15 protein-coding genes are annotated in these 16,996 nt (G+C 71.8%); 10 read left to right on the plus strand and 5 right to left on the minus strand.

All coding sequences use genetic code 11. The features are described 5' to 3' along the window. Window positions 1-1,089, plus strand: a 1,089-nt coding sequence (locus ABZU52_RS14080; RefSeq protein ID WP_354971445.1) for an AAA family ATPase, incomplete at its 5' end; no start/stop codon positions are given. Beyond that, window positions 1,089-1,709 (plus strand): HAD-IA family hydrolase, encoded by a 621-nt coding sequence (locus ABZU52_RS14085; RefSeq protein WP_354971446.1) that lies wholly within the window; start codon window positions 1,089-1,091, stop codon window positions 1,707-1,709. The genes ABZU52_RS14080 and ABZU52_RS14085, both read left to right, overlap by 1 nt. A 7-nt stretch (window positions 1,710-1,716) precedes the next feature. Here the strand turns inward: ABZU52_RS14085 and ABZU52_RS14090 are convergent, their stop codons facing one another. From ABZU52_RS14090 to ABZU52_RS14110, 5 genes are all read right to left on the minus strand, one after another. Then, the gene (locus tag ABZU52_RS14090) at window positions 1,717-2,247 is read right to left on the minus strand and encodes a DinB family protein (RefSeq protein ID WP_354971447.1); all 531 of its coding nucleotides are present in this window, start codon (window positions 2,245-2,247) and stop codon (window positions 1,717-1,719) included. A gap of 42 nt (window positions 2,248-2,289) precedes the next feature. Beyond that, window positions 2,290-2,784 (minus strand): universal stress protein, encoded by a 495-nt coding sequence (locus tag ABZU52_RS14095; protein WP_354971448.1) that lies wholly within the window; start codon window positions 2,782-2,784, stop codon window positions 2,290-2,292. A 9-nt stretch (window positions 2,785-2,793) separates the two neighbouring features. Then, window positions 2,794-4,413, minus strand: coding sequence for an MDR family MFS transporter (locus ABZU52_RS14100; RefSeq protein ID WP_354971449.1), 1,620 nt, complete (start codon window positions 4,411-4,413; stop codon window positions 2,794-2,796). Between the two features lie 145 nt (window positions 4,414-4,558). Next, window positions 4,559-4,999 carry a MarR family transcriptional regulator gene (locus ABZU52_RS14105; protein ID WP_354971450.1) on the minus strand — a complete coding sequence of 147 codons (441 nt, stop codon included), beginning with the start codon at window positions 4,997-4,999 and terminating at the stop codon, window positions 4,559-4,561. 10 nt (window positions 5,000-5,009) lie between these two features. Beyond that, entirely contained in the window at window positions 5,010-6,737 is a 1,728-nt protein-coding gene (locus tag ABZU52_RS14110) for an alkaline phosphatase D family protein (protein WP_354971451.1), read from the minus strand. A gap of 185 nt (window positions 6,738-6,922) precedes the next feature. Between ABZU52_RS14110 and ftsY the strand changes: the two genes are divergently transcribed. The 8 genes from ftsY to ffh all read left to right on the plus strand — a co-directional run bounded on the left by ftsY (window position 6,923) and on the right by ffh (window position 16,966). Then, window positions 6,923-8,104 carry a signal recognition particle-docking protein FtsY gene (gene ftsY, locus ABZU52_RS14115; protein WP_354971452.1) on the plus strand — a complete coding sequence of 394 codons (1,182 nt, stop codon included), beginning with the start codon at window positions 6,923-6,925 and terminating at the stop codon, window positions 8,102-8,104. Window positions 8,105-8,110: 6 nt separating this feature from the next. Further along, window positions 8,111-8,974, plus strand: a complete 864-nt coding sequence (locus tag ABZU52_RS14120; RefSeq protein WP_354971453.1) for an aminoglycoside phosphotransferase family protein — start codon at window positions 8,111-8,113, stop codon at window positions 8,972-8,974. A 275-nt stretch (window positions 8,975-9,249) separates the two neighbouring features. Next, the gene (locus tag ABZU52_RS14125) at window positions 9,250-10,671 is read left to right on the plus strand and encodes an ammonium transporter (protein WP_354971454.1); all 1,422 of its coding nucleotides are present in this window, start codon (window positions 9,250-9,252) and stop codon (window positions 10,669-10,671) included. Between the two features lie 25 nt (window positions 10,672-10,696). Further along, window positions 10,697-11,035, plus strand: coding sequence for a P-II family nitrogen regulator (locus ABZU52_RS14130; RefSeq protein ID WP_172862163.1), 339 nt, complete (start codon window positions 10,697-10,699; stop codon window positions 11,033-11,035). A 17-nt stretch (window positions 11,036-11,052) separates the two neighbouring features. Then, window positions 11,053-13,383, plus strand: a complete 2,331-nt coding sequence (locus ABZU52_RS14135) for a [protein-PII] uridylyltransferase (RefSeq protein WP_354971455.1) — start codon at window positions 11,053-11,055, stop codon at window positions 13,381-13,383. Window positions 13,384-13,469: 86 nt separating this feature from the next. Continuing rightward, window positions 13,470-14,627 (plus strand): sensor histidine kinase, encoded by a 1,158-nt coding sequence (locus ABZU52_RS14140; RefSeq protein ID WP_354971456.1) that lies wholly within the window; start codon window positions 13,470-13,472, stop codon window positions 14,625-14,627. Next, on the plus strand, window positions 14,624-15,280 hold the full coding sequence (locus ABZU52_RS14145) for a response regulator transcription factor (RefSeq protein ID WP_354971457.1): 657 nt from the start codon (window positions 14,624-14,626) through the stop codon (window positions 15,278-15,280). The genes ABZU52_RS14140 and ABZU52_RS14145 overlap by 4 nt, the downstream gene beginning before the upstream one ends. Window positions 15,281-15,406: 126 nt before the next feature. Then, window positions 15,407-16,966, plus strand: a complete 1,560-nt coding sequence (gene ffh, locus ABZU52_RS14150) for a signal recognition particle protein (protein ID WP_354971458.1) — start codon at window positions 15,407-15,409, stop codon at window positions 16,964-16,966. The last annotated feature ends 30 nt before the right edge of the window (window positions 16,967-16,996 follow it).

A 16,996-nucleotide genomic window follows, 5' to 3' on the forward strand; every position in this document is an offset into this window, starting at 1 on the left:
GCCCGGGGCGCGGGCATCGCCCGGTCCGTCGCCGGTGGCGCCCGGGAGGCGCTGACCCGGCTGACCACCTCGATCGCGACGGCCGAGGAGCACCGCGACGCGGTCGCCCTGGAACGCGCCGCGCGGGAGGCCGAGCTTCAGGAGGTACGCGGGGCCGCCAAGCGGCTCGGCGCGGAGCTGGAGCGGCTGACCAGCCAGGTGCACCGCGACGAGGTGGCCCGAGCGGAGCAGCGGCTGCGCATCGAGCAGCTGGAGGCGAAGGCCGCCGAGGACTTCGGGCTGGACGTGGAGACGCTGGTCGCCGAGTACGGCCCGGCTCAGCCCGTTCCGCCCACCCCTGTCGATGTCGCGGCGGCCGAACGTGACGGTCTGCCGGTGCCCGAGCCGGTGCGCTACGAGCGGCCGGTGCAGGAGAAGCGGGCCGCGAAGGCGGAACGCGAACTCGCCCTGCTCGGCAAGGTCAACCCGCTCGCGCTGGAGGAGTTCGCCGCGCTGGAGGAGCGGTTCAAGTTCCTCTCCGAGCAGCTGGAGGACCTCAAGGCCACCCGCCGGGACCTGCTCACCGTGGTCAAGGACGTGGACGAGCGGATCCTGGAGGTCTTCGCCAGCGCGTTCGAGGACACCGCGCGGGAGTTCGAGCAGGTGTTCACAGTGCTCTTCCCCGGCGGCGAGGGGCGGCTGATCCTCACCGAGCCGGAGGACCTGCTCACCACCGGCGTCGAGGTGGAGGCCCGCCCACCGGGCAAGAAGATCAAGCGGCTGTCCCTGCTCTCCGGCGGCGAGCGGTCGCTGACCGCGGTGGCCATGCTGGTGGCGATCTTCCGCGCCCGACCCAGCCCGTTCTACATCATGGACGAGGTGGAGGCGGCCCTGGACGACGTGAACCTGGGTCGGCTGATCACCTTGCTGGCACAGTTGCGGGAGAAGAGCCAGCTGATCGTCATCACGCACCAGAAGCGGACGATGGAGATCGCCGACGCGCTCTACGGCGTGACCATGCGCAGCGGGGTCACCCAGGTGATCAGCCAACGGCTCAACCGGGCCGACGAGGACGACCAGCGGCACGGCCGCGGCGAGGAGAACGGGTAGTGGCTCGGGAACGCGCGACGGCGCTCCTGCTGGACTTCGACGGCGTACTGCGCCGGTGGGACCCGACGGTGGCCGCCGTTGTCGAGCGGGAGTACGGCCTCTCCGAGGGGGTGCTCGGCGAGATCGCCATGCAGTGGGGGCGGCTCCAGCCGGTGCTCACCGGTCAGGTCAACCACGCCGAGTGGATGAGCAGCGTGGCGGACGCCCTGACCGAATCGGTGGGCAGCCCGGAACGTGCCCGTGCCGCGGTGGAGCAGTGGCAGAGCTACCGGGGAGAGGTCGACCAGGAGGTGCTGGCGTTCGTCCGGGAGGTCCGTGCGGCGGGCGTCCGGGTCGGGCTGGCCACCAACGCCACCGATCTGCTCGACGCCGACCTGGCCGCGCTCGGTCTGGTCGGCGAGCTGGATGTGGTGGTCAACTCCTCGGTGATCGGCGTGCACAAGCCCGCCCCGGAATACTTCAAGGCCGCCTGCGTGGCCCTGGCCACCCCACCGGCCCGGGTCCTCTTCGTCGACGACGAGGACTGGGCCGTGCGGGGTGCCCGCGCCGCCGGGCTGTCGGCGCACCGCTGGGGCGGCCACGCCGACCTGCGTTACCTGCGGGCGGCGCTGGACTACTGAGCGCGGATCAATCCCCGGTGACGCCGTCGATGCGTTCCCGGATCAGGTCGGCGTGGCCGTTGTGCCGGGCGTACTCCTCGATCATGTGCACGTACACCCAGCGCAGGCTGAAGGTGCGGGTGCCGTCGCTGCGGGTCAGCTCGAACGTCTCGTCCAGGGACAGGCCCTCGACCGCCGCCCGGGCCGCTTCGACCTCCGCGCGGAAGGTCGCGAAGGCGGCCTCCGCGTCGGCGTCGGCCGCAGCGTGGAAGTCGGCGTCGTTGTCGTTGTCGTAGTCGAAGAGGTCGGGCAGGTTCTGGCGGGCGGCGCGTTGGCGGAACCAGGAACGCTCGACGTCGGTCATGTGCAGGACCAACCCGAGAAGGCTCAGGCCGGACGGCTCGACGCTTGCCGTGCGCAACTGCTCGGCGGTCAGGCCGGCGCACTTGTGCAGCAGGGTGTCGCGGTGGTAGTCGAGCCAGCCCTCCAGCATGGTGCGCTCATCAGCGACCAGGGGCTCGTGGCGGCGGTCGATCTCCGGTGCTTTCCATGTCGTCATCGGATCATCCTGCGGCTCGGGTACGACAGGCGCGAGCGGGTTTCAGGGCACCACGACGACGGGCCAGCGGCCGGCGCGGACCAACCGGGTGGCGACCGAGCCGACCAGCCGGTGACCCGCCTGCTCGGAGGCCCCCACCACCACCATGTCGGCCTGGAACTCGTCGGCCGCGGCGCACAACTCGCCGTACGCGTCGCCGCGCCGGCAGAGGAAGGTCACCGGGATCCCCCACTGCTCGGCGCCCCGCCGGCATTCCCGGCGCAGCTCGTCGGCCAGCTCGTCGTGGGTGCGCTGGACCGCGCCGGCGTCCATGCCGGGGACCAGGGCGCTGAGCCCGCTCGTCGAGCTGACGAACACCACCACCAGGGCGGCGCCCTGCCGACGGGCCAGCCCGGCGGCGTAGGCACCGGCCCGCTCGGAGGTACGGGTGCCGTCCACGCCCACCATGATCACTCGCGGTCCGTCGGTGCCGCGCTCGAAGGGCAACGGGCGGGTCCGGGGGCCGTACTCCTCGCGGTCCGGTGCTCCCACGCTCATGGCTCTACCTCACCTCTGCTCGCCGGTCCGGACCACGGCTGCTCCGGCGCCGGCGGCGAGAGTCGATTCCCGCTCGATTTCGTCGGAAACCGGGCTGCCGTTGTGCTGGCGTAGCGGTACCTCCTTGATGAAGATCACCGCGATCAGCGCGACAAGCGCGAAGGGCGCGGCGGTCAGGAAGATGTCGCCGGCCCCGTGGCCGTACGCGCTCTCCACCACGGCCCGCAGCGGGCCGGGCAGGGTGTGCACGTCGGGCAGGGTGCCGCCGCTACCGGAGCTGGACGCGGGGATGCCGAGCTGGGTCAGCCCGTCGGCGGTGTAGTCCTTGACCTTGTGCGCGAGCACCGCGCCGAGGGCGGAGACGCCGATCGCGCCGCCCAGGCTGCGGAAGAACGCCACCACCGAGCTGGCCACGCCGAGCTCGTGCGGGCCGACGGTGTTCTGCACGGCGAGGACCAGGTTCTGCATGGTCAGGCCCAGGCCGACGCCGATCAGCGCCATGTAGACGCTGAGCACTGTGAAGCTGGTGTCCGCGCGCAGCGTGCCCATGAGTGCGAAGCCGATGGTGAGCAGCGCCGAGCCGATCACCAGGAATCGCTTCCAGCGCCCGGTCTTGGTGATGATCCGTCCACCGACGGTGGAGGCGACCAACAGGCCGAGGATCATCGGCAGGGTCATCAGACCGGACATGGTCGGGCTCTGACCGCGGCTGATCTGGAAGTACTGGCTGAGGAAGATCGACGCGCCGAACATGCCCACGCCGACCGCGATGCTGGCGACGACGGCGAGGCTGATGGTGCGGTTGCGGAACAGCCGCGGCGGGATCATCGGCTCGGCGGCTCGGGTCTCGACCCGGACGGCCATCGCGCCGAGGAGCAGAGCGCCGAGGACCATGGCGACGGTCTGCCAGGAGGCCCAGGCGAACTGGTCGCCGGCGAGGGAGACCCAGATCAGCAGCAGCGACACGGCCGCGGTGATCAGGGTGGCACCCCACCAGTCGATCTGCGCCTTGCGCTTGACCACCGGCAGTTTCAGGGTCTTCTGGAGCACGACCAGCGCGGCGATGGCGAACGGCACGCCCACGTAGAAGCACCAGCGCCAGCCGAGCCACGAGGTGTCGACGATCACGCCGCCGATCAGCGGGCCACCGATGGTGCCGACGGCCATCACGGCGCCGAGGTAGCCGCTGTAGCGGCCCCGCTCGCGCGGCGCGATCATCGTGGCCATGATCACCTGGGCCAGCGCGGTGAGACCGCCGGCGCCGACGCCCTGGAGCACCCGGCAGGCGATCAGCTCACCGGTGCCCTGGGCGGCGCCGGCCAGCACCGAGCCGAGCACGTAGATCGCAAGGGAGAGCTGGACCAGGGTTTTCTTGCTGGTCAAGTCGGCGAGCTTGCCCCAGATGGGGGTGGTCGCGGTGGTCGCGAGCAGAGCCGAGGTGACCACCCAGGTGTACGCGGACTGGCCGCCGTGCAGCTCGGTGATGATCCGTGGCAGTGCGTTCGAGACGACCGTGGAGGAGAGGATCGCGACGAACATGCCCAGCAGCAGGCCGGAGAGTGCCTCCAGGATCTGCCGGTGGGTCATGTTGACGGCGGGCGCCTGGATCGGCACTGTCGCCTGGCTCATCGTTGTTGCCTCCGAGCGGAGTCGAGGTGGAACGGCGGGGCTGGTACGCACGGGCCGCCTGGGAGTTGCCTCAGGCAACCGTAAGTGGTGGTTGCCCGAAGCAACAACTTGTCGGGCCGGTGCCCTATTCCCCGGCCCCCGGGGGCTACTGCCAGGAGTCGTTGAACCGGCCCAGCAGCCGGGCGAACTCCTCGACGTCCCGCTCCGGCCAGCCGTCCAAAGCGCGCAGGAACTCGCCCAGTCGCGCCGAACGGGCAACGTCGAACCGGCGCTGCCCCTCCTCGGTGAGGCTGATCTGCGCGGCCCGCCGGTCACTCGGATCGGGGTCGCGGTGGACCAGGCCGAGGACCTCCAACGCGTTGATCTGCCGGCTCAGCGTCCCCTTGCCCACTCCCAGCCGCGCGGCCAACTCGGTCAACCGGATCGACCCGCTACGCCGCAACCAGAGCAACAACCCGTAGGTGTTCGGCTCCAGGTTCGGGTGCACCTCCCGGGCGATCTCCCAGGAAACCGCCCGGCCACGACGCAGCAGAGCGGTCAACTCGTGCTCAACCGCCCGGATCGGCTCCGGCAGGTGCTCATCCACGGCGTAGAGACTACGGCGCGGCCGGCTCGTCGCCGCCAGAGAGTCGGCGCCGCATCACCGGGCGTAGGTGCCCGTCCTTCGTCGTGCCCTCGATGACCACGTCGGCCCCGCGCCCCTGATGGGTCAAGGTGGCGACCGCGTTGCCGAAGTAGGGGCCGGCCAGCTTGCGCCAACGCACCCCCGGCCGGCGTACGCCCGCCGAACGGGCCAGCGCCCGGGTGGCCCCGGCCGGGCCGGGCGACCAGCCCAGCCGCATCAGCGGACGGATGCCGGCCGGCACCTGGTTGTGGATCGGCGAACAGGTGAGCTGATGCACCGGAGTGACCACCGCCGGGTCGGCGAACCGGGCCCGCGCCACGTACGAGTGGTGCACGTCACCGGAGAGCACGCTGATCGACGCCGGTGGGGCGTACGCCGGGCCGGCCCCGACCCGCGCGCCGGACTGCCGCGGCGTGCCGGTGCCGATGCGGGCGAACGTCTCCGCGAGCGCCTCGAAGGAGCGCCGGAACGCCGCCCAGTGCTCCAGGTCCAGGGCGCGGCGCAGCTTCTCCGCGCCGCGCGCCACCCACGGTCGGCGTGAGTCCGCCAGCTTCTCGTTCCACGCCTCGATGTGGTGGATGCCCTGCGGCAACAGCCAGGGCAGCGAGGCGCCCACCACCAGGTGGTCGTAGACCCCGTGCGCCTGGTCGAGGAACCAGGACCACTCGCCGGGCGGCAGCATCGCCCGGCTGTCGGGCTCGAGCACCCGGCTGCACCGGTTGTCCAGCATGACCAGCCGGGTCCGGCCCAGATCCAGTGCGTAGCTCCACTGGTACTGCACCGCGCGCCAGCGCTCGGTGTCGTGCGCCAGGTCGGACTCCTGGTCGACCCGGTGGCCGAACTCGCGCAGCACGCTGGTGGCGTCCTCGGCGGCGGTGACCTTCGCGAAGACCGGATCGGCGACGATCTCGTCGGGGGAGAGGTTGCCCAGGTGCTGGTAGACCCAGTACGAGGCGAGCCCACTGCCGATCCGCTCCTGCCACCACGGCTGCTCGCGCATCTCGGCACGCCACGTCGCCGAGGTGTTCCAGTCGTCGATGATCTCGTGATCGTCGAAGATCATCACGTTGGGAACTGTGGAGAGCAGCCAGCGGATCTCCGGATCACGCCACGACTCCAGGTAGAGCTTCGTGTACTCGTCGAAGCTCACCACCTGGTCGGCCGGAGCACCCTTCGGCCGCCGGCGCCGTCGACGCAGCAGCCGGCGCACCGTGGGCGAGGTGACGTCGGCGTAGACCTGATCACCGAGCAGCACCAGCAGGTCGGGCAGCGGGTTCGACTCGGGGTCGGCCATCAACCGGCGGGCGTACGCGTCCAGCGCGTCCGGCGGCAGCTTGCGGGTGGTGGAGTGCTGGGTGGTCTCCCGGCACGAGCCGAAGATCAGGTTGACCGGTTGGTCCCGATCGTCGGCGGCCCGGGTGCGGATCACGCTCGGCGGGAACCCGCTGCTCGGCACCGGCCAGACCAGCTCGTCGTCGACCAGCACCTCGTAGGTGGTCTCACTGTCCGGGGTGAGCCCCTCCACCACCACCAGGGCGTAGTGGTGGTCGTACGCCGAGAAGGTGGGCGCGGTGCCGGTGGCGCCGCTGGCGGTGCGGACGGTGACCACGGCGGGCGCCGCCGTCTCTACCCAGATCGTCGCTCGGGTGTCCACCACCCGCCGCAGAAGTGGGCCGATGAGGAGGTGTGCGGCGGGCATGCGGCCGAGCCTACCGCCGGTTCACGACCCTGACCGGTGCGGTGGCTGAGACCCCGGGCACCGCCCGGGGGGCGGTGGCCTGAGACCCCGGGCATCGCCCCCGGGGGCGTTGGCCTGAGACCCCGGGCACCGCTCGGGGGTGCGGTGGCTGGGACGCCGCCGTCCGCATCTGACAGGATTCCGGCATGGCCGAATATCTCGTCCTCGCTCTGGTCCTGCTCGGTGTGTTGATCGCCGGCACAGTCGGGCTGGTCGTGCCGCGATTGCGGCGGCGGCCCGAGCCCCCGCTGCCGCGCACCGAGGTCGACACCAGGGCTGAGGAGGATCTCGCCGGCCCGCCGGTCGAGGCACCGGAATCCGATCTGTCCACCGGCGTCCTGGTCGAGCCGCCCCCGGTGCTCGAACCGCAGGTGGAGGTCCCCGAGCCGACCGCCGGACGGTTGGTCCGGCTCCGCTCGCGGCTGTCCCGCTCACAGAACGTGTTCGGCAAGAGCCTGCTCGGCCTGCTCGCCCGCGACCACCTCGACGAGGACGTCTGGGAGGAGATCGAGGACAGCCTGATCAGCGCCGACGTCGGCGTGGACGCCACCCGCGAGATCGTCGACCGGCTCCGCGAGCGGACCCGGGTGCTCGGCACCCGCTCGGCCTCCGAGCTGCGGGCACTCCTCGCCGCCGAGTTGGTCAACGCGCTCGACCCGAGCCTGGACCGCTCGTTGCACACCACCCCCAAGGACGGCGTGCCGGCGGTGGTCCTGGTCGTCGGCGTCAACGGGGCTGGCAAGACCACCACCTGTGGCAAGATCGCCCGGGTGCTGGTGGCCGACGGTCGTAGCGTGCTGCTCGGCGCGGCCGACACCTTCCGGGCCGCCGCCGCCGACCAACTGGAGACCTGGGGCTCGCGCGTCGGCGCGGAGACCGTCCGGGGGCCCGAGGCCGCCGACCCGGCCAGCGTCGCCTTCGACGCCGTCAAGCGCGGCATCGACATCGGCGTGGACACCGTGCTCATCGACACCGCCGGCCGCCTGCAGAACAAGGTCGGCCTGATGGACGAGCTGGGCAAGGTCAAGCGCGTGGTGGAGAAGCAGGGCCCGATCGACGAGACGCTGCTCATCCTGGACGCCACCACCGGGCAGAACGGCCTGGAGCAGGCCCGGGTCTTCACCGAGGTGGTCAACGTGACCGGGGTGGTGCTGACCAAGCTCGACGGCACCGCCAAGGGCGGCATCGTGATCGCCGTGCAGCGCAAGCTCGGCATCCCGGTGAAGCTCGTCGGCCTCGGTGAAGGCAAGGACGACCTGGCCCCGTTCGACCCCGCGCAGTTCGTCGACGCGCTGCTGGGGACCGAGGCCACCGGCCGGGACGCGTAGTCTCGAGTGACCACCGACGATCGCGCGTACGCGGGCTGGCGTGACCCCGGCCACCCCTCGCAGCGCCTCGGGAGACCGTACGTGACTTCGCAGGAGATCCCGCTTCACGGCGGCAACGTGAGCACCGTTGTCCGCGTGGGTGACACGGTCCGGCGCAACGCCGGGCCGTGGACCCCGTCCGTGCACGCGCTGCTGCGCCACCTGGAGTACGTGGGGTTCACCGGCGCCCCCCGGGCGCTCGGGATGGACGAGCGCAACCGTGAGGTGCTGTCGTACCTGGAGGGGGAGTGCGGGGAATATCCGCTCGCCCCGCACTGGGTGACCGACGAGGCGCTCGTCACCGTCGCCACCATGCTGCGGATGTTCCACGACGCGCAGTACGGCTTCGCCCCGCCGGCCGGCGCCGTCTGGCGCTCGTTCGGGCCCCCGCCACCGGACACCGAGGTGATCTGCCACCACGACGCCGCCCCGCACAACGTGATCTGGCGTCCGGACGGCACCCTCGGGTTGATCGACTTCGACCTCGCCTCGCCCGGCGCGCGGATCTACGACGTGGCGTACGCGGCCTGGACCTGGGTGCCGATCTTCGCCGACCGCGACTCGATCACGCTGGGCTGGAAACACCCGGACCGGCCACGCCGACTCCGGCTCTTCGCCGACGCGTACGGGCTGATCCCCCGGGACCGGCACCGGCTGATCCGGACCATCCGCAAACGGATCGTGGACCACGTCGAGGGGATCCGCCGGATGGCCGCCGCCGGTGAACCGGCGTTCGTCCGGATCGTGCACAAGGGCCACCTGCGTCGACCGATGCGCGATCTGCGGCTGCTCGACTATGAGCGGCACGCACTGGAGAACGCCCTCCGCTGAGCGTCGGCCGGGCGATGGTCGGACCGGTCCGTCAAGCGCACCGGTCGATGCCGCTGACCGCTCAGCCATCGACGACCGCCGTCCGGTTGATCCACAGTCGTCCATGCTGCTGACTGTGCGGAGTTCGTGACACGTCCGAAACAACCCGTCACGAAACGGAAACCCGCACGGGACCCTGGGTGAAACAGCCGGCCGCGAAGCTTCCGCGCAACCGGCCAACGGGCGACGCTGCCCCGGAAAGCCGCGAAGGAGGACTTCACCTTTAGGAGGCCAGCGTGCCTGAAGCACCGACGATCGACGGCGCCAATACCACTTGGCTGCTGGTTTCGACCGCGCTCGTGCTGCTCATGACCCCCGGACTGGCGCTGTTCTACGGCGGCCTCAACCGGGCCAAGGGCGTACTCAACATGATGATGATGAGCTTCTCCGCTATCGGGCTCATCTCTATTCTGTGGTGGTTCTACGGTTTCAGCGTCGCCTTCGGCACCGATCAGCACGGCATCATCGGTGACCCGAGCACGTACCTCGGTACCAAGACCTTCCTCGCCGAGTCCGACCTGTGGGGCGCCACGGCGGAGAACCCCAGCGGCATCGGCATTCCGCTCTACGTGTTCATGGCGTTCCAGATGGTCTTCGCCGTGATCACCGTCGCGCTGATCAGCGGCGCCATCGCCGACCGGGCCAAGATCGCCGGCTGGCTGCTGTTCGCGTTCGGCTGGGCCACCCTGGTCTACTTCCCGGTCGCCCACTGGGTGTGGGGCGGCGGCTTCATCGGTGGTGGTGACGGCCACATCAAGGCGCTGGACTTCGCCGGCGGCACCGCGGTGCACATCAACGCCGGTGCGGCGGCCCTGGCCGTGGCGCTGGTCCTCGGTAAGCGGCTCGGTTGGCCGCGGGAGGGCATGAAGCCGCACAACATCCCGCTCGTCGCGCTCGGTGCGGGTCTGCTGTGGTTCGGGTGGTTCGGGTTCAACGCCGGCTCGGAGTTGACCGTCGACTCGGTCGCCGGCCTCGCCTTCATCAACACCCAGCTCGCCACGGCGGCCGCGGTGCTCGGCTGGATCGCTGTCGAGTGGATCAAGGACCGGAAGCCGACGATGGTCGGCGCCTCGTCCGGCGCCGTCGCCGGCCTGGTCGCCATCACCCCGGCCTGTGGTTTCATCGCCCCCTGGGCGGCCGTCCTGCTCGGCATCGTCGCCGGTGCCGTGTGCGCGCTCGCCGTCAGCCTCAAGTACCGGCTCGGCTACGACGACTCGCTCGACGTGGTCGGCGTGCACTTCGTCGGCGGTTGGATCGGGTCGCTCTGGCTCGGCCTCTTCGCCACCAACTCGGTCAACGCCGCGATCACCGACGTGGTGGGCGCCTCCGACGGTCTCTTCTACGGCGGCGGGTTCACCCAGCTCGGCCGGCAGGCCCTGGCCGGCCTGATCGTCACCGCGTGGTCGTTCGGCATCGCCTGGGTGATCGCCTTCGCGATCGAGAAGACGATCGGCTTCAGGGTCAAGGGTGAGGCCGAGGTCGACGGCATCGACATCGCCGAGCACGCCGAGAGTGGTTACGACCTGTCCCCGGCCGGTGGCGGCACGGGCAGCGCCTTCGCGATGGCCGGCATCGGCACCCCCGCCGGCGGCCCGACGAGTGGTGCCAAGCCGGAGGCGGAGCCCGCCGAGCCGGTCAGCGAAAAGGTCGCCGGTTAACGTTCCTGGGATGGAGGGGTTGGACATGAAGCTGGTGACCGCAGTCATCAAGCCGTACCAGCTGGACGCGGTGAAGGAGGCCCTGCACGCCCTCGGGGTGGCCGGGCTGACCGTCAGCGAGGTTCAGGGGTACGGGCGGCAGAAGGGGCACACCGAGGTCTACCGGGGTGCCGAGTACACGGTCGAGTTCCTGCCCAAGATCCGGGTCGAGGTGCTCACCGACGAGATCGACGTCGACAAGGTGGTGGACGCCATCGTCGGTGCGGCCCGCACGGGCAAGATCGGTGACGGCAAGGTCTGGGTCACCGGTGTCGAAGAGGTCGTCCGGGTACGTACCGGCGAGCGCGGCCTCGACGCGCTCTGACCTCGACCACGACTGACATGACCTCGTTGATCACGAAGAACGCGTCAGGAAACGCCGACGACGGCGACGCGAACCTCTTGATCAACGAGGTCGTCGGCGTTCCCGGCGGGATCGGGGAGGCGGCTCGGCGGAGGCGGGCCGCGGCGTACGACTCGTTCCTGCGGGGGTTGCTGCCGGCGCGGGACGGGGTGGCGCTGCTCGCCGTCGGGGGGTTGGGCCGACGGCAGTGTGCTCCGTACGGCGATCTCGACCTGGTTCTGCTGCACGCGGGGGTGCCTGGCACGGACGAGTTGGCCGCCTCGATCTGGTACCCGATCTGGGACGCGGGCCTGCGGCTCGACCATTCGGTACGCACCGTCGCCGAGGCGCTCTCGGTGGCCCAGGACGACGTCAAGGTCGCCCTCGGACTGCTCGACGCCCGGCTGGTCGTGGGAGACCAGGCGCTGGCCGACGCGCTGATCCGCACCGCCGCCGATCACTGGCGGCGCACCGCCGTCCGGCACCTGTCCGGTCTGCGGGAGGTCACCGAAGCCCGCTGGCAGGCCCACGGTGAGCTGGCGTTCCTGCTGGAGGGCGACCTCAAGGAGGCCGCCGGTGGTCTGCGCGACGTGGGGTTGCTGCGGGCCATCTCCGCCGCCGGTATCACCGACGCGCTGCGCCCCGCCGTACGTGCCGCCCACCTGCGTTTGTTGGACACCCGCGACGCCCTGCACCAGCAGGTCGGCCGACGGGTCGACCGGCTGGTCGCCCAGGAGCGCGACGGAGTGGCCGCCCTGCTCGGGCTGCGACAACTCCAGCCCGGCGCGTCTGACGCCGCGCGGCGGCCTGAAGCCGTCGTGGACGACGGTGACGCGCTGCTGCGTCGGGTCGCCGGGGACGCCCGCACGGTCAGCCACGCCCTGGACGACGCCTTCCGGGCCGCCGACCGGCTACGCTCCGGCCGCTCCCGGGGAGGGAACGGCCGCCCGGCCCGCCGTCCGGTCGCCCGGGACGTGGTCGAACACGACGGCGAGCTGGTGCTCGCCCGTACGGCGATCGGGGCACGCCCCGACCCGAGCCTCTCGCTGCGGGTGGCCGCCGCGTCGGCCACCACCCGAATCCCCATCGCGCGGGCCACCTGCGAGTGGCTGGCGGCCTACTGCCCGCCGCTGCCCGCCCCGTGGCCGGCCGAGGCCCGCGCCGCGCTGATCACCCTGCTCGGCGCCCGTCCCGGCCTGGTGCCGGCCTGGGAGACCTGCGACCGGTACGGGCTGGTCGACGGCTGGCTGCCCGAGTGGACCCGGCTGCGCAGCCTGCCCCAGCACAACCCGGTGCACCGCTTCACCCTCGACCGGCACCTCGTGCAGACCGCGCACGAGGCCAGCCGGCACGCCCGCGAGGTGGAACGCCCCGACCTGCTGCTCCTCGGCGCCCTCCTGCACGACATCGGCAAGGGTCTCCCCGGTGACCACAGCACCGTCGGTGTGCCGGTTGCCCAGGAGGTGGCCAGCAGGGCCGGTCTGCCCGCCCCGGAGGTCGAGCTGATCGGCAAGCTCGTCCGGCTGCACCTGCTGCTGCCCGACGTGGCCACCCGCCGGGACCTGGCCGACCCGGTCACCATCGCCTCGGTGGCCGAAGCGGTCGGTGACACCGGCACCCTCGACCTGCTGCACGCGTTGGTCCGCGCCGACGCGGCGGCGACCGGGCCGGCGGCCTGGTCCGACTGGAAGGGCCGACTCGTCGCCGAGCTGGTCGCCCGGGTCCGCACCGCGCTGGACACCGGCGTACTCCCCGAGCCGCCCGCCCCGGACCCGGAGCTGCTGGCCGGGCCCCTGCCGGTCGTCCACCTGACCGGCGACCGGGTGTCGGTCGCGGCGGCGGACCGGCGCGGTCTGCTCGCCACGGTGGCCGGCTGCCTGGCGCTGCACCGACTGGAAGTGATCTCCGCGGACGCCTCCGCCGTCGACGGCCGGGCCCTGGTCGAGTGCCGGGTGCAGCCCCGCTACGGCCTCCCACCGGACCCGGTTCCGCTCCGCGCCGACCTGCGCCGGGCGGTCGCCGGGGACGTGTCGGTCACCCAACGGCTGCGCGGCCGTGCACTGGCCAGCCGTGGCGGCGGCGCGGCTCCACGAGTGGTCTGGCACCGCGAGGCGGCCACCGACGCCGTACTGCTGGAACTCCGCGCCGCCGACGCCGCCGGGCTGCTCTACCGGGTCGCCGGTGCGCTCGACGAGGCCGGCGCCCTGGTCCGCGCGGCCCGCATCTCCACCCTCGGCGCCGACGTGGTCGACGCCTTCTACCTGGTCGGCGGCTGGCCGGACGACGCCACCCGGGCCCGCCTGGAGGCCGCGGTCCTCGCCGCCGTCTGACCCGCTACGGGTACGTCCGGGGGCGTAGCGGCGGTGCCGCTCGTGGACGCACGTCGAGTGGCGTCGGCGCGGGCAGAATGACGGCCATGCGACGAGACGGGCAGTGGCGGTGGCCGGAGCTGGCGGCAGATGCCGCTCTCGCCCTGGTGCTGCTCGGCTTCGGCTTGCTCGCCACCGGTCTGGCCGGGGACAACCAGCCGGGGTCGAGGCCCCTGGACGCCGTCAGTCGGGGGCTGATCGCCGTCGCCGCGCTCGCCCTGCTGGTCCGGCGGCGCGTTCCGGTCGTCACCCTGGCCGTGGTCACCGTGGCCACCTCGACGTACCTGCTGATCGGCTACCCGTACGGGCCGATTCTGGTCACCTTCCTGATCGCGGTGTACACCGTGGCGGTGCGGCTGCCGGTGCGCCCGGCGGCGCTCGCCACCGGTGGCGCGTTCGTGCTGTTGTTGGCGCACGTCCTCTTCGCCCAAGGGCCGGCGCCGGGTTGGATGGGAGTGCTGCCCGCGTCGGCCTGGGTGGTCGTACCGTTCGCGGTGGGGGTGGTGGTGCGGGTGAGTCGTGAGGCGGCCGCTCGGACCCGTGCCGAAGAGGCTCGCAGCCGCGTCGAACAGGCGCGACGGCAGGCCGACGAGGAGCGGCTGCGGATCGCGCAGGAGGTGCATGACGTGGTGGGGCACGGGCTCGCCGCGATCAGCATGCAGGCGGAGATCGCTCTGCACCTGCTGCCGAAGCGCCCGGAGCAGGCGGAGGTGGCCCTGACCGCCATCAGCCGGACCAGCCGCGAGGCGCTGGACGAGCTGCGGGTCACATTGGGCGCGGTACGGCGGGGTGCCGAGCGGGAACCGGTACCCGGCCTGGCTCGACTCTCCGCACTGCGCGACCGGCTCGCCGGGGCGGGGCTCGCCGTCGAGGTGCGCGTGGTCGGTGACCCCCGGGAGTTGCCGGCCGCGGTGGATCTGGCCGCGTACCGGGTGGTGCAGGAGGCGTTGACCAACGTGCTGCGTCACGCGGGGGTGGCGAGCGCGGAGGTGACGGTGGACTACCGCGCGGACGAGGTGACCGTCGAGGTGACCGACCGGGGGACGGGCCGCGCCGGGACGGCTCCGGCCGACGACGAGGGCGGTCACGGTCTGGCCGGGATGCGCGAGCGGGTCGCGGCGCTGGGCGGTCGGTTGACCACCGGGCCGCGCGCCGGGGGCGGGTTCCGGGTGTACGCCGGGCTGCCCGTGGAGCTGCCGACGTGATCCGGGTGCTGATCGCCGACGACCAGGACCTGGTCCGGCTCGGCCTGCGCGCGCTGGTGGAGAGCGAGGACGACCTGGCGCTGGCCGGCGAGGCGTCCGACGGGCTGCGGGCGGTCGAGTTGGCGCGTCGGGAACGGCCGGACGTGGTGCTGATGGACATCCGGATGCCCGGCATCGACGGCATCGAGGCGACCCGACGCATCGTCGCCGACCCCGACCTGACCGGTACCCGGGTGGTGGTGCTCACCACCTTCGAGCTGGACGAGTACGTCTTCGACGCGCTCCGGCACGGTGCGAGCGGGTTCCTCACCAAGGACACCAGACCGGCCGAGCTGCTGCGTGCGATCCGGCTGGTCGCCGAGGGGGAGGCGCTGCTGTCGCCGTCGGTGACCCGGCGGGTGGTGCGGGAGTTCGCCACCCGGCCGTCCCGGGTGCTTCGTCCGCACCCCCGGCTGGACGCGCTCACCGATCGGGAGCGTCAGGTCGTCGGCCTGGTCGGCGAGGGCCTGAACAACGAGGAGATCGCCGCACAGCTGGTGGTCAGCCCGGCGACCGCGCGGACCCACGTCAGCCGGGCGATGGGCAAGCTGGGAGCCCGGGACCGGGCCCAGCTCGTCGTGTTCGCGTACCAATCGGGTTTGGTGTCGGAATGAGGCCCGGGAAGCGGGCCGGGCCGGGCGGAAGCAACCCCGCGGCTGGGCGGTTACCCTAGCGGTGGCCGGACTCCGCAGTGCCGGCCGCGTTGTGCCCGCCGGAACACTGACAAACGGGATGTTCGTGTGTTTGACACCTTGAGTGACCGCCTGTCCGGGATCTTCACCAAGCTCCGCGGCAAGGGGCGGCTCACCGACGCCGACATCGACGCCACCGCGCGCGAGATCCGCCTCGCGCTGCTGGAGGCGGACGTCGCGCTGCCGGTGGTCAAGGGCTTCATCGCGGCCGTCAAGGAGCGCGCCCGCAGCGCCGAGGTCTCCCAGGCGCTGAACCCGGCCCAGCAGATCATCAAGATTGTCAACGAAGAGCTGATCAAGGTGCTCGGCGGCGAGGGGCGACGGCTCCAGTTCGCCAAGCAGCCGCCCACGGTGATCATGCTGGCCGGCCTCCAGGGTTCCGGTAAGACCACCCTGGCCGGCAAGCTGGCCCGCTGGCTCAAGGCCCAGGGGCACCAGCCGCTGCTGGTCGCCGCCGACCTCCAGCGCCCCAACGCCGTCGGGCAGCTCCAGGTGCTCGGTGGCCGGGCCGGCGTCGAGGTGTACGCCCCGGAGCCCGGCAACGGCACCGGCGACCCGGTGCAGGTGGCCCGCGCGTCGATCGAGCACGCCAAGCGGGCCGCCCGCGACATCGTCATCGTCGACACCGCCGGCCGACTCGGCATCGACGCCGAGATGATGCAGCAGGCCGCCGACATCCGCGACGCCGTCCAGCCGGACGAGGTCATCTTCGTCATCGACGCGATGGTCGGTCAGGACGCGGTTCGCACCGCCGAGGCGTTCCGTGACGGCGTGGGCATCACGGGCGTGGTGCTCTCCAAGCTCGACGGCGACGCCCGCGGTGGTGCCGCCCTGTCCGTGCGCGAGGTGACCGGGCAGCCGATCCTGTTCGCCTCCACCGGCGAGAAGCTGGAGGACTTCGACGTCTTCCACCCTGACCGGATGGCCAGCCGGATCCTCGGCATGGGCGACGTCCTCACTCTGATCGAGCAGGCCGAGCAGGCCTTCGACTCCGATCAGAAGGAGAAGATGACCGCCAAGCTGATGGGCGGCGAGCAGTTCACCCTGGACGACTTCCTCGACCAGCTCATCGCGGTCCGGCGGATGGGCCCGATCGCCAACGTGCTGGCCATGATGCCCGGCATGGGGCAGATGAAGGACCAGCTCGCCGAGCTGGACGACAGCCACTTCGACCGGGTCACCGCGATCATCCGGTCGATGACCCCGGGCGAGCGGACCAACCCGAAGATCATCAACGGCTCCCGCCGGGCGCGTATCGCCAACGGCTCCGGGGTCACCGTGATGGACGTCAACCAGCTGCTCAACCGCTTCGCCGACGCGCAGAAGATGATGAAGCAGATGGGCGGCATGATGGGCCTGCCCGGCGGTGGCCGCCGCAAGGCGACCAAATCCCCCAAGAACAAGCGCAAGGGCACCAAGGGCGGCGGTCGTCCGCGTACCGGTGCCGGCGCCGGGCTCCCGGGCGGTTTCCCGGGTGGCATGCCGCAGCTCCCGCCGGGCATGGACCCGAACGACCTCGCCGCGGGCCAGGGTCTGCCGCCCGGCTTCAAGCTCCCGAAGATCGACTTCAACAAGCTCGGCAAGGGCGGCGACAAGGGCCCGCGCTGACGCGTGTCGGTGGCGGTGGGCGACGTGACC

This window comes from Micromonospora sp. NPDC005220, from assembly GCF_040607895.1.
In the GTDB taxonomy this organism is placed as follows: domain Bacteria; phylum Actinomycetota; class Actinomycetes; order Mycobacteriales; family Micromonosporaceae; genus Micromonospora.

Coding starts and splice junctions, on each gene's coding strand:
- ABZU52_RS14130 (WP_172862163.1), top strand. CDS start 10,697: ATGAAGCTGGTGACCGCAGTCATCAAGCCGTACCAGCTGGACGCGGTG.
- ABZU52_RS14095 (WP_354971448.1), bottom strand. CDS start 2,784: ATGAGCGTGGGAGCACCGGACCGCGAGGAGTACGGCCCCCGGACCCGC.
- ABZU52_RS14110 (WP_354971451.1), bottom strand. CDS start 6,737: ATGCCCGCCGCACACCTCCTCATCGGCCCACTTCTGCGGCGGGTGGTG.
- ABZU52_RS14140 (WP_354971456.1), top strand. CDS start 13,470: ATGCGACGAGACGGGCAGTGGCGGTGGCCGGAGCTGGCGGCAGATGCC.
- ABZU52_RS14135 (WP_354971455.1), top strand. CDS start 11,053: ATGACCTCGTTGATCACGAAGAACGCGTCAGGAAACGCCGACGACGGC.
- ABZU52_RS14100 (WP_354971449.1), bottom strand. CDS start 4,413: ATGAGCCAGGCGACAGTGCCGATCCAGGCGCCCGCCGTCAACATGACC.
- ftsY (WP_354971452.1), top strand. CDS start 6,923: ATGGCCGAATATCTCGTCCTCGCTCTGGTCCTGCTCGGTGTGTTGATC.
- ABZU52_RS14090 (WP_354971447.1), bottom strand. CDS start 2,247: ATGACGACATGGAAAGCACCGGAGATCGACCGCCGCCACGAGCCCCTG.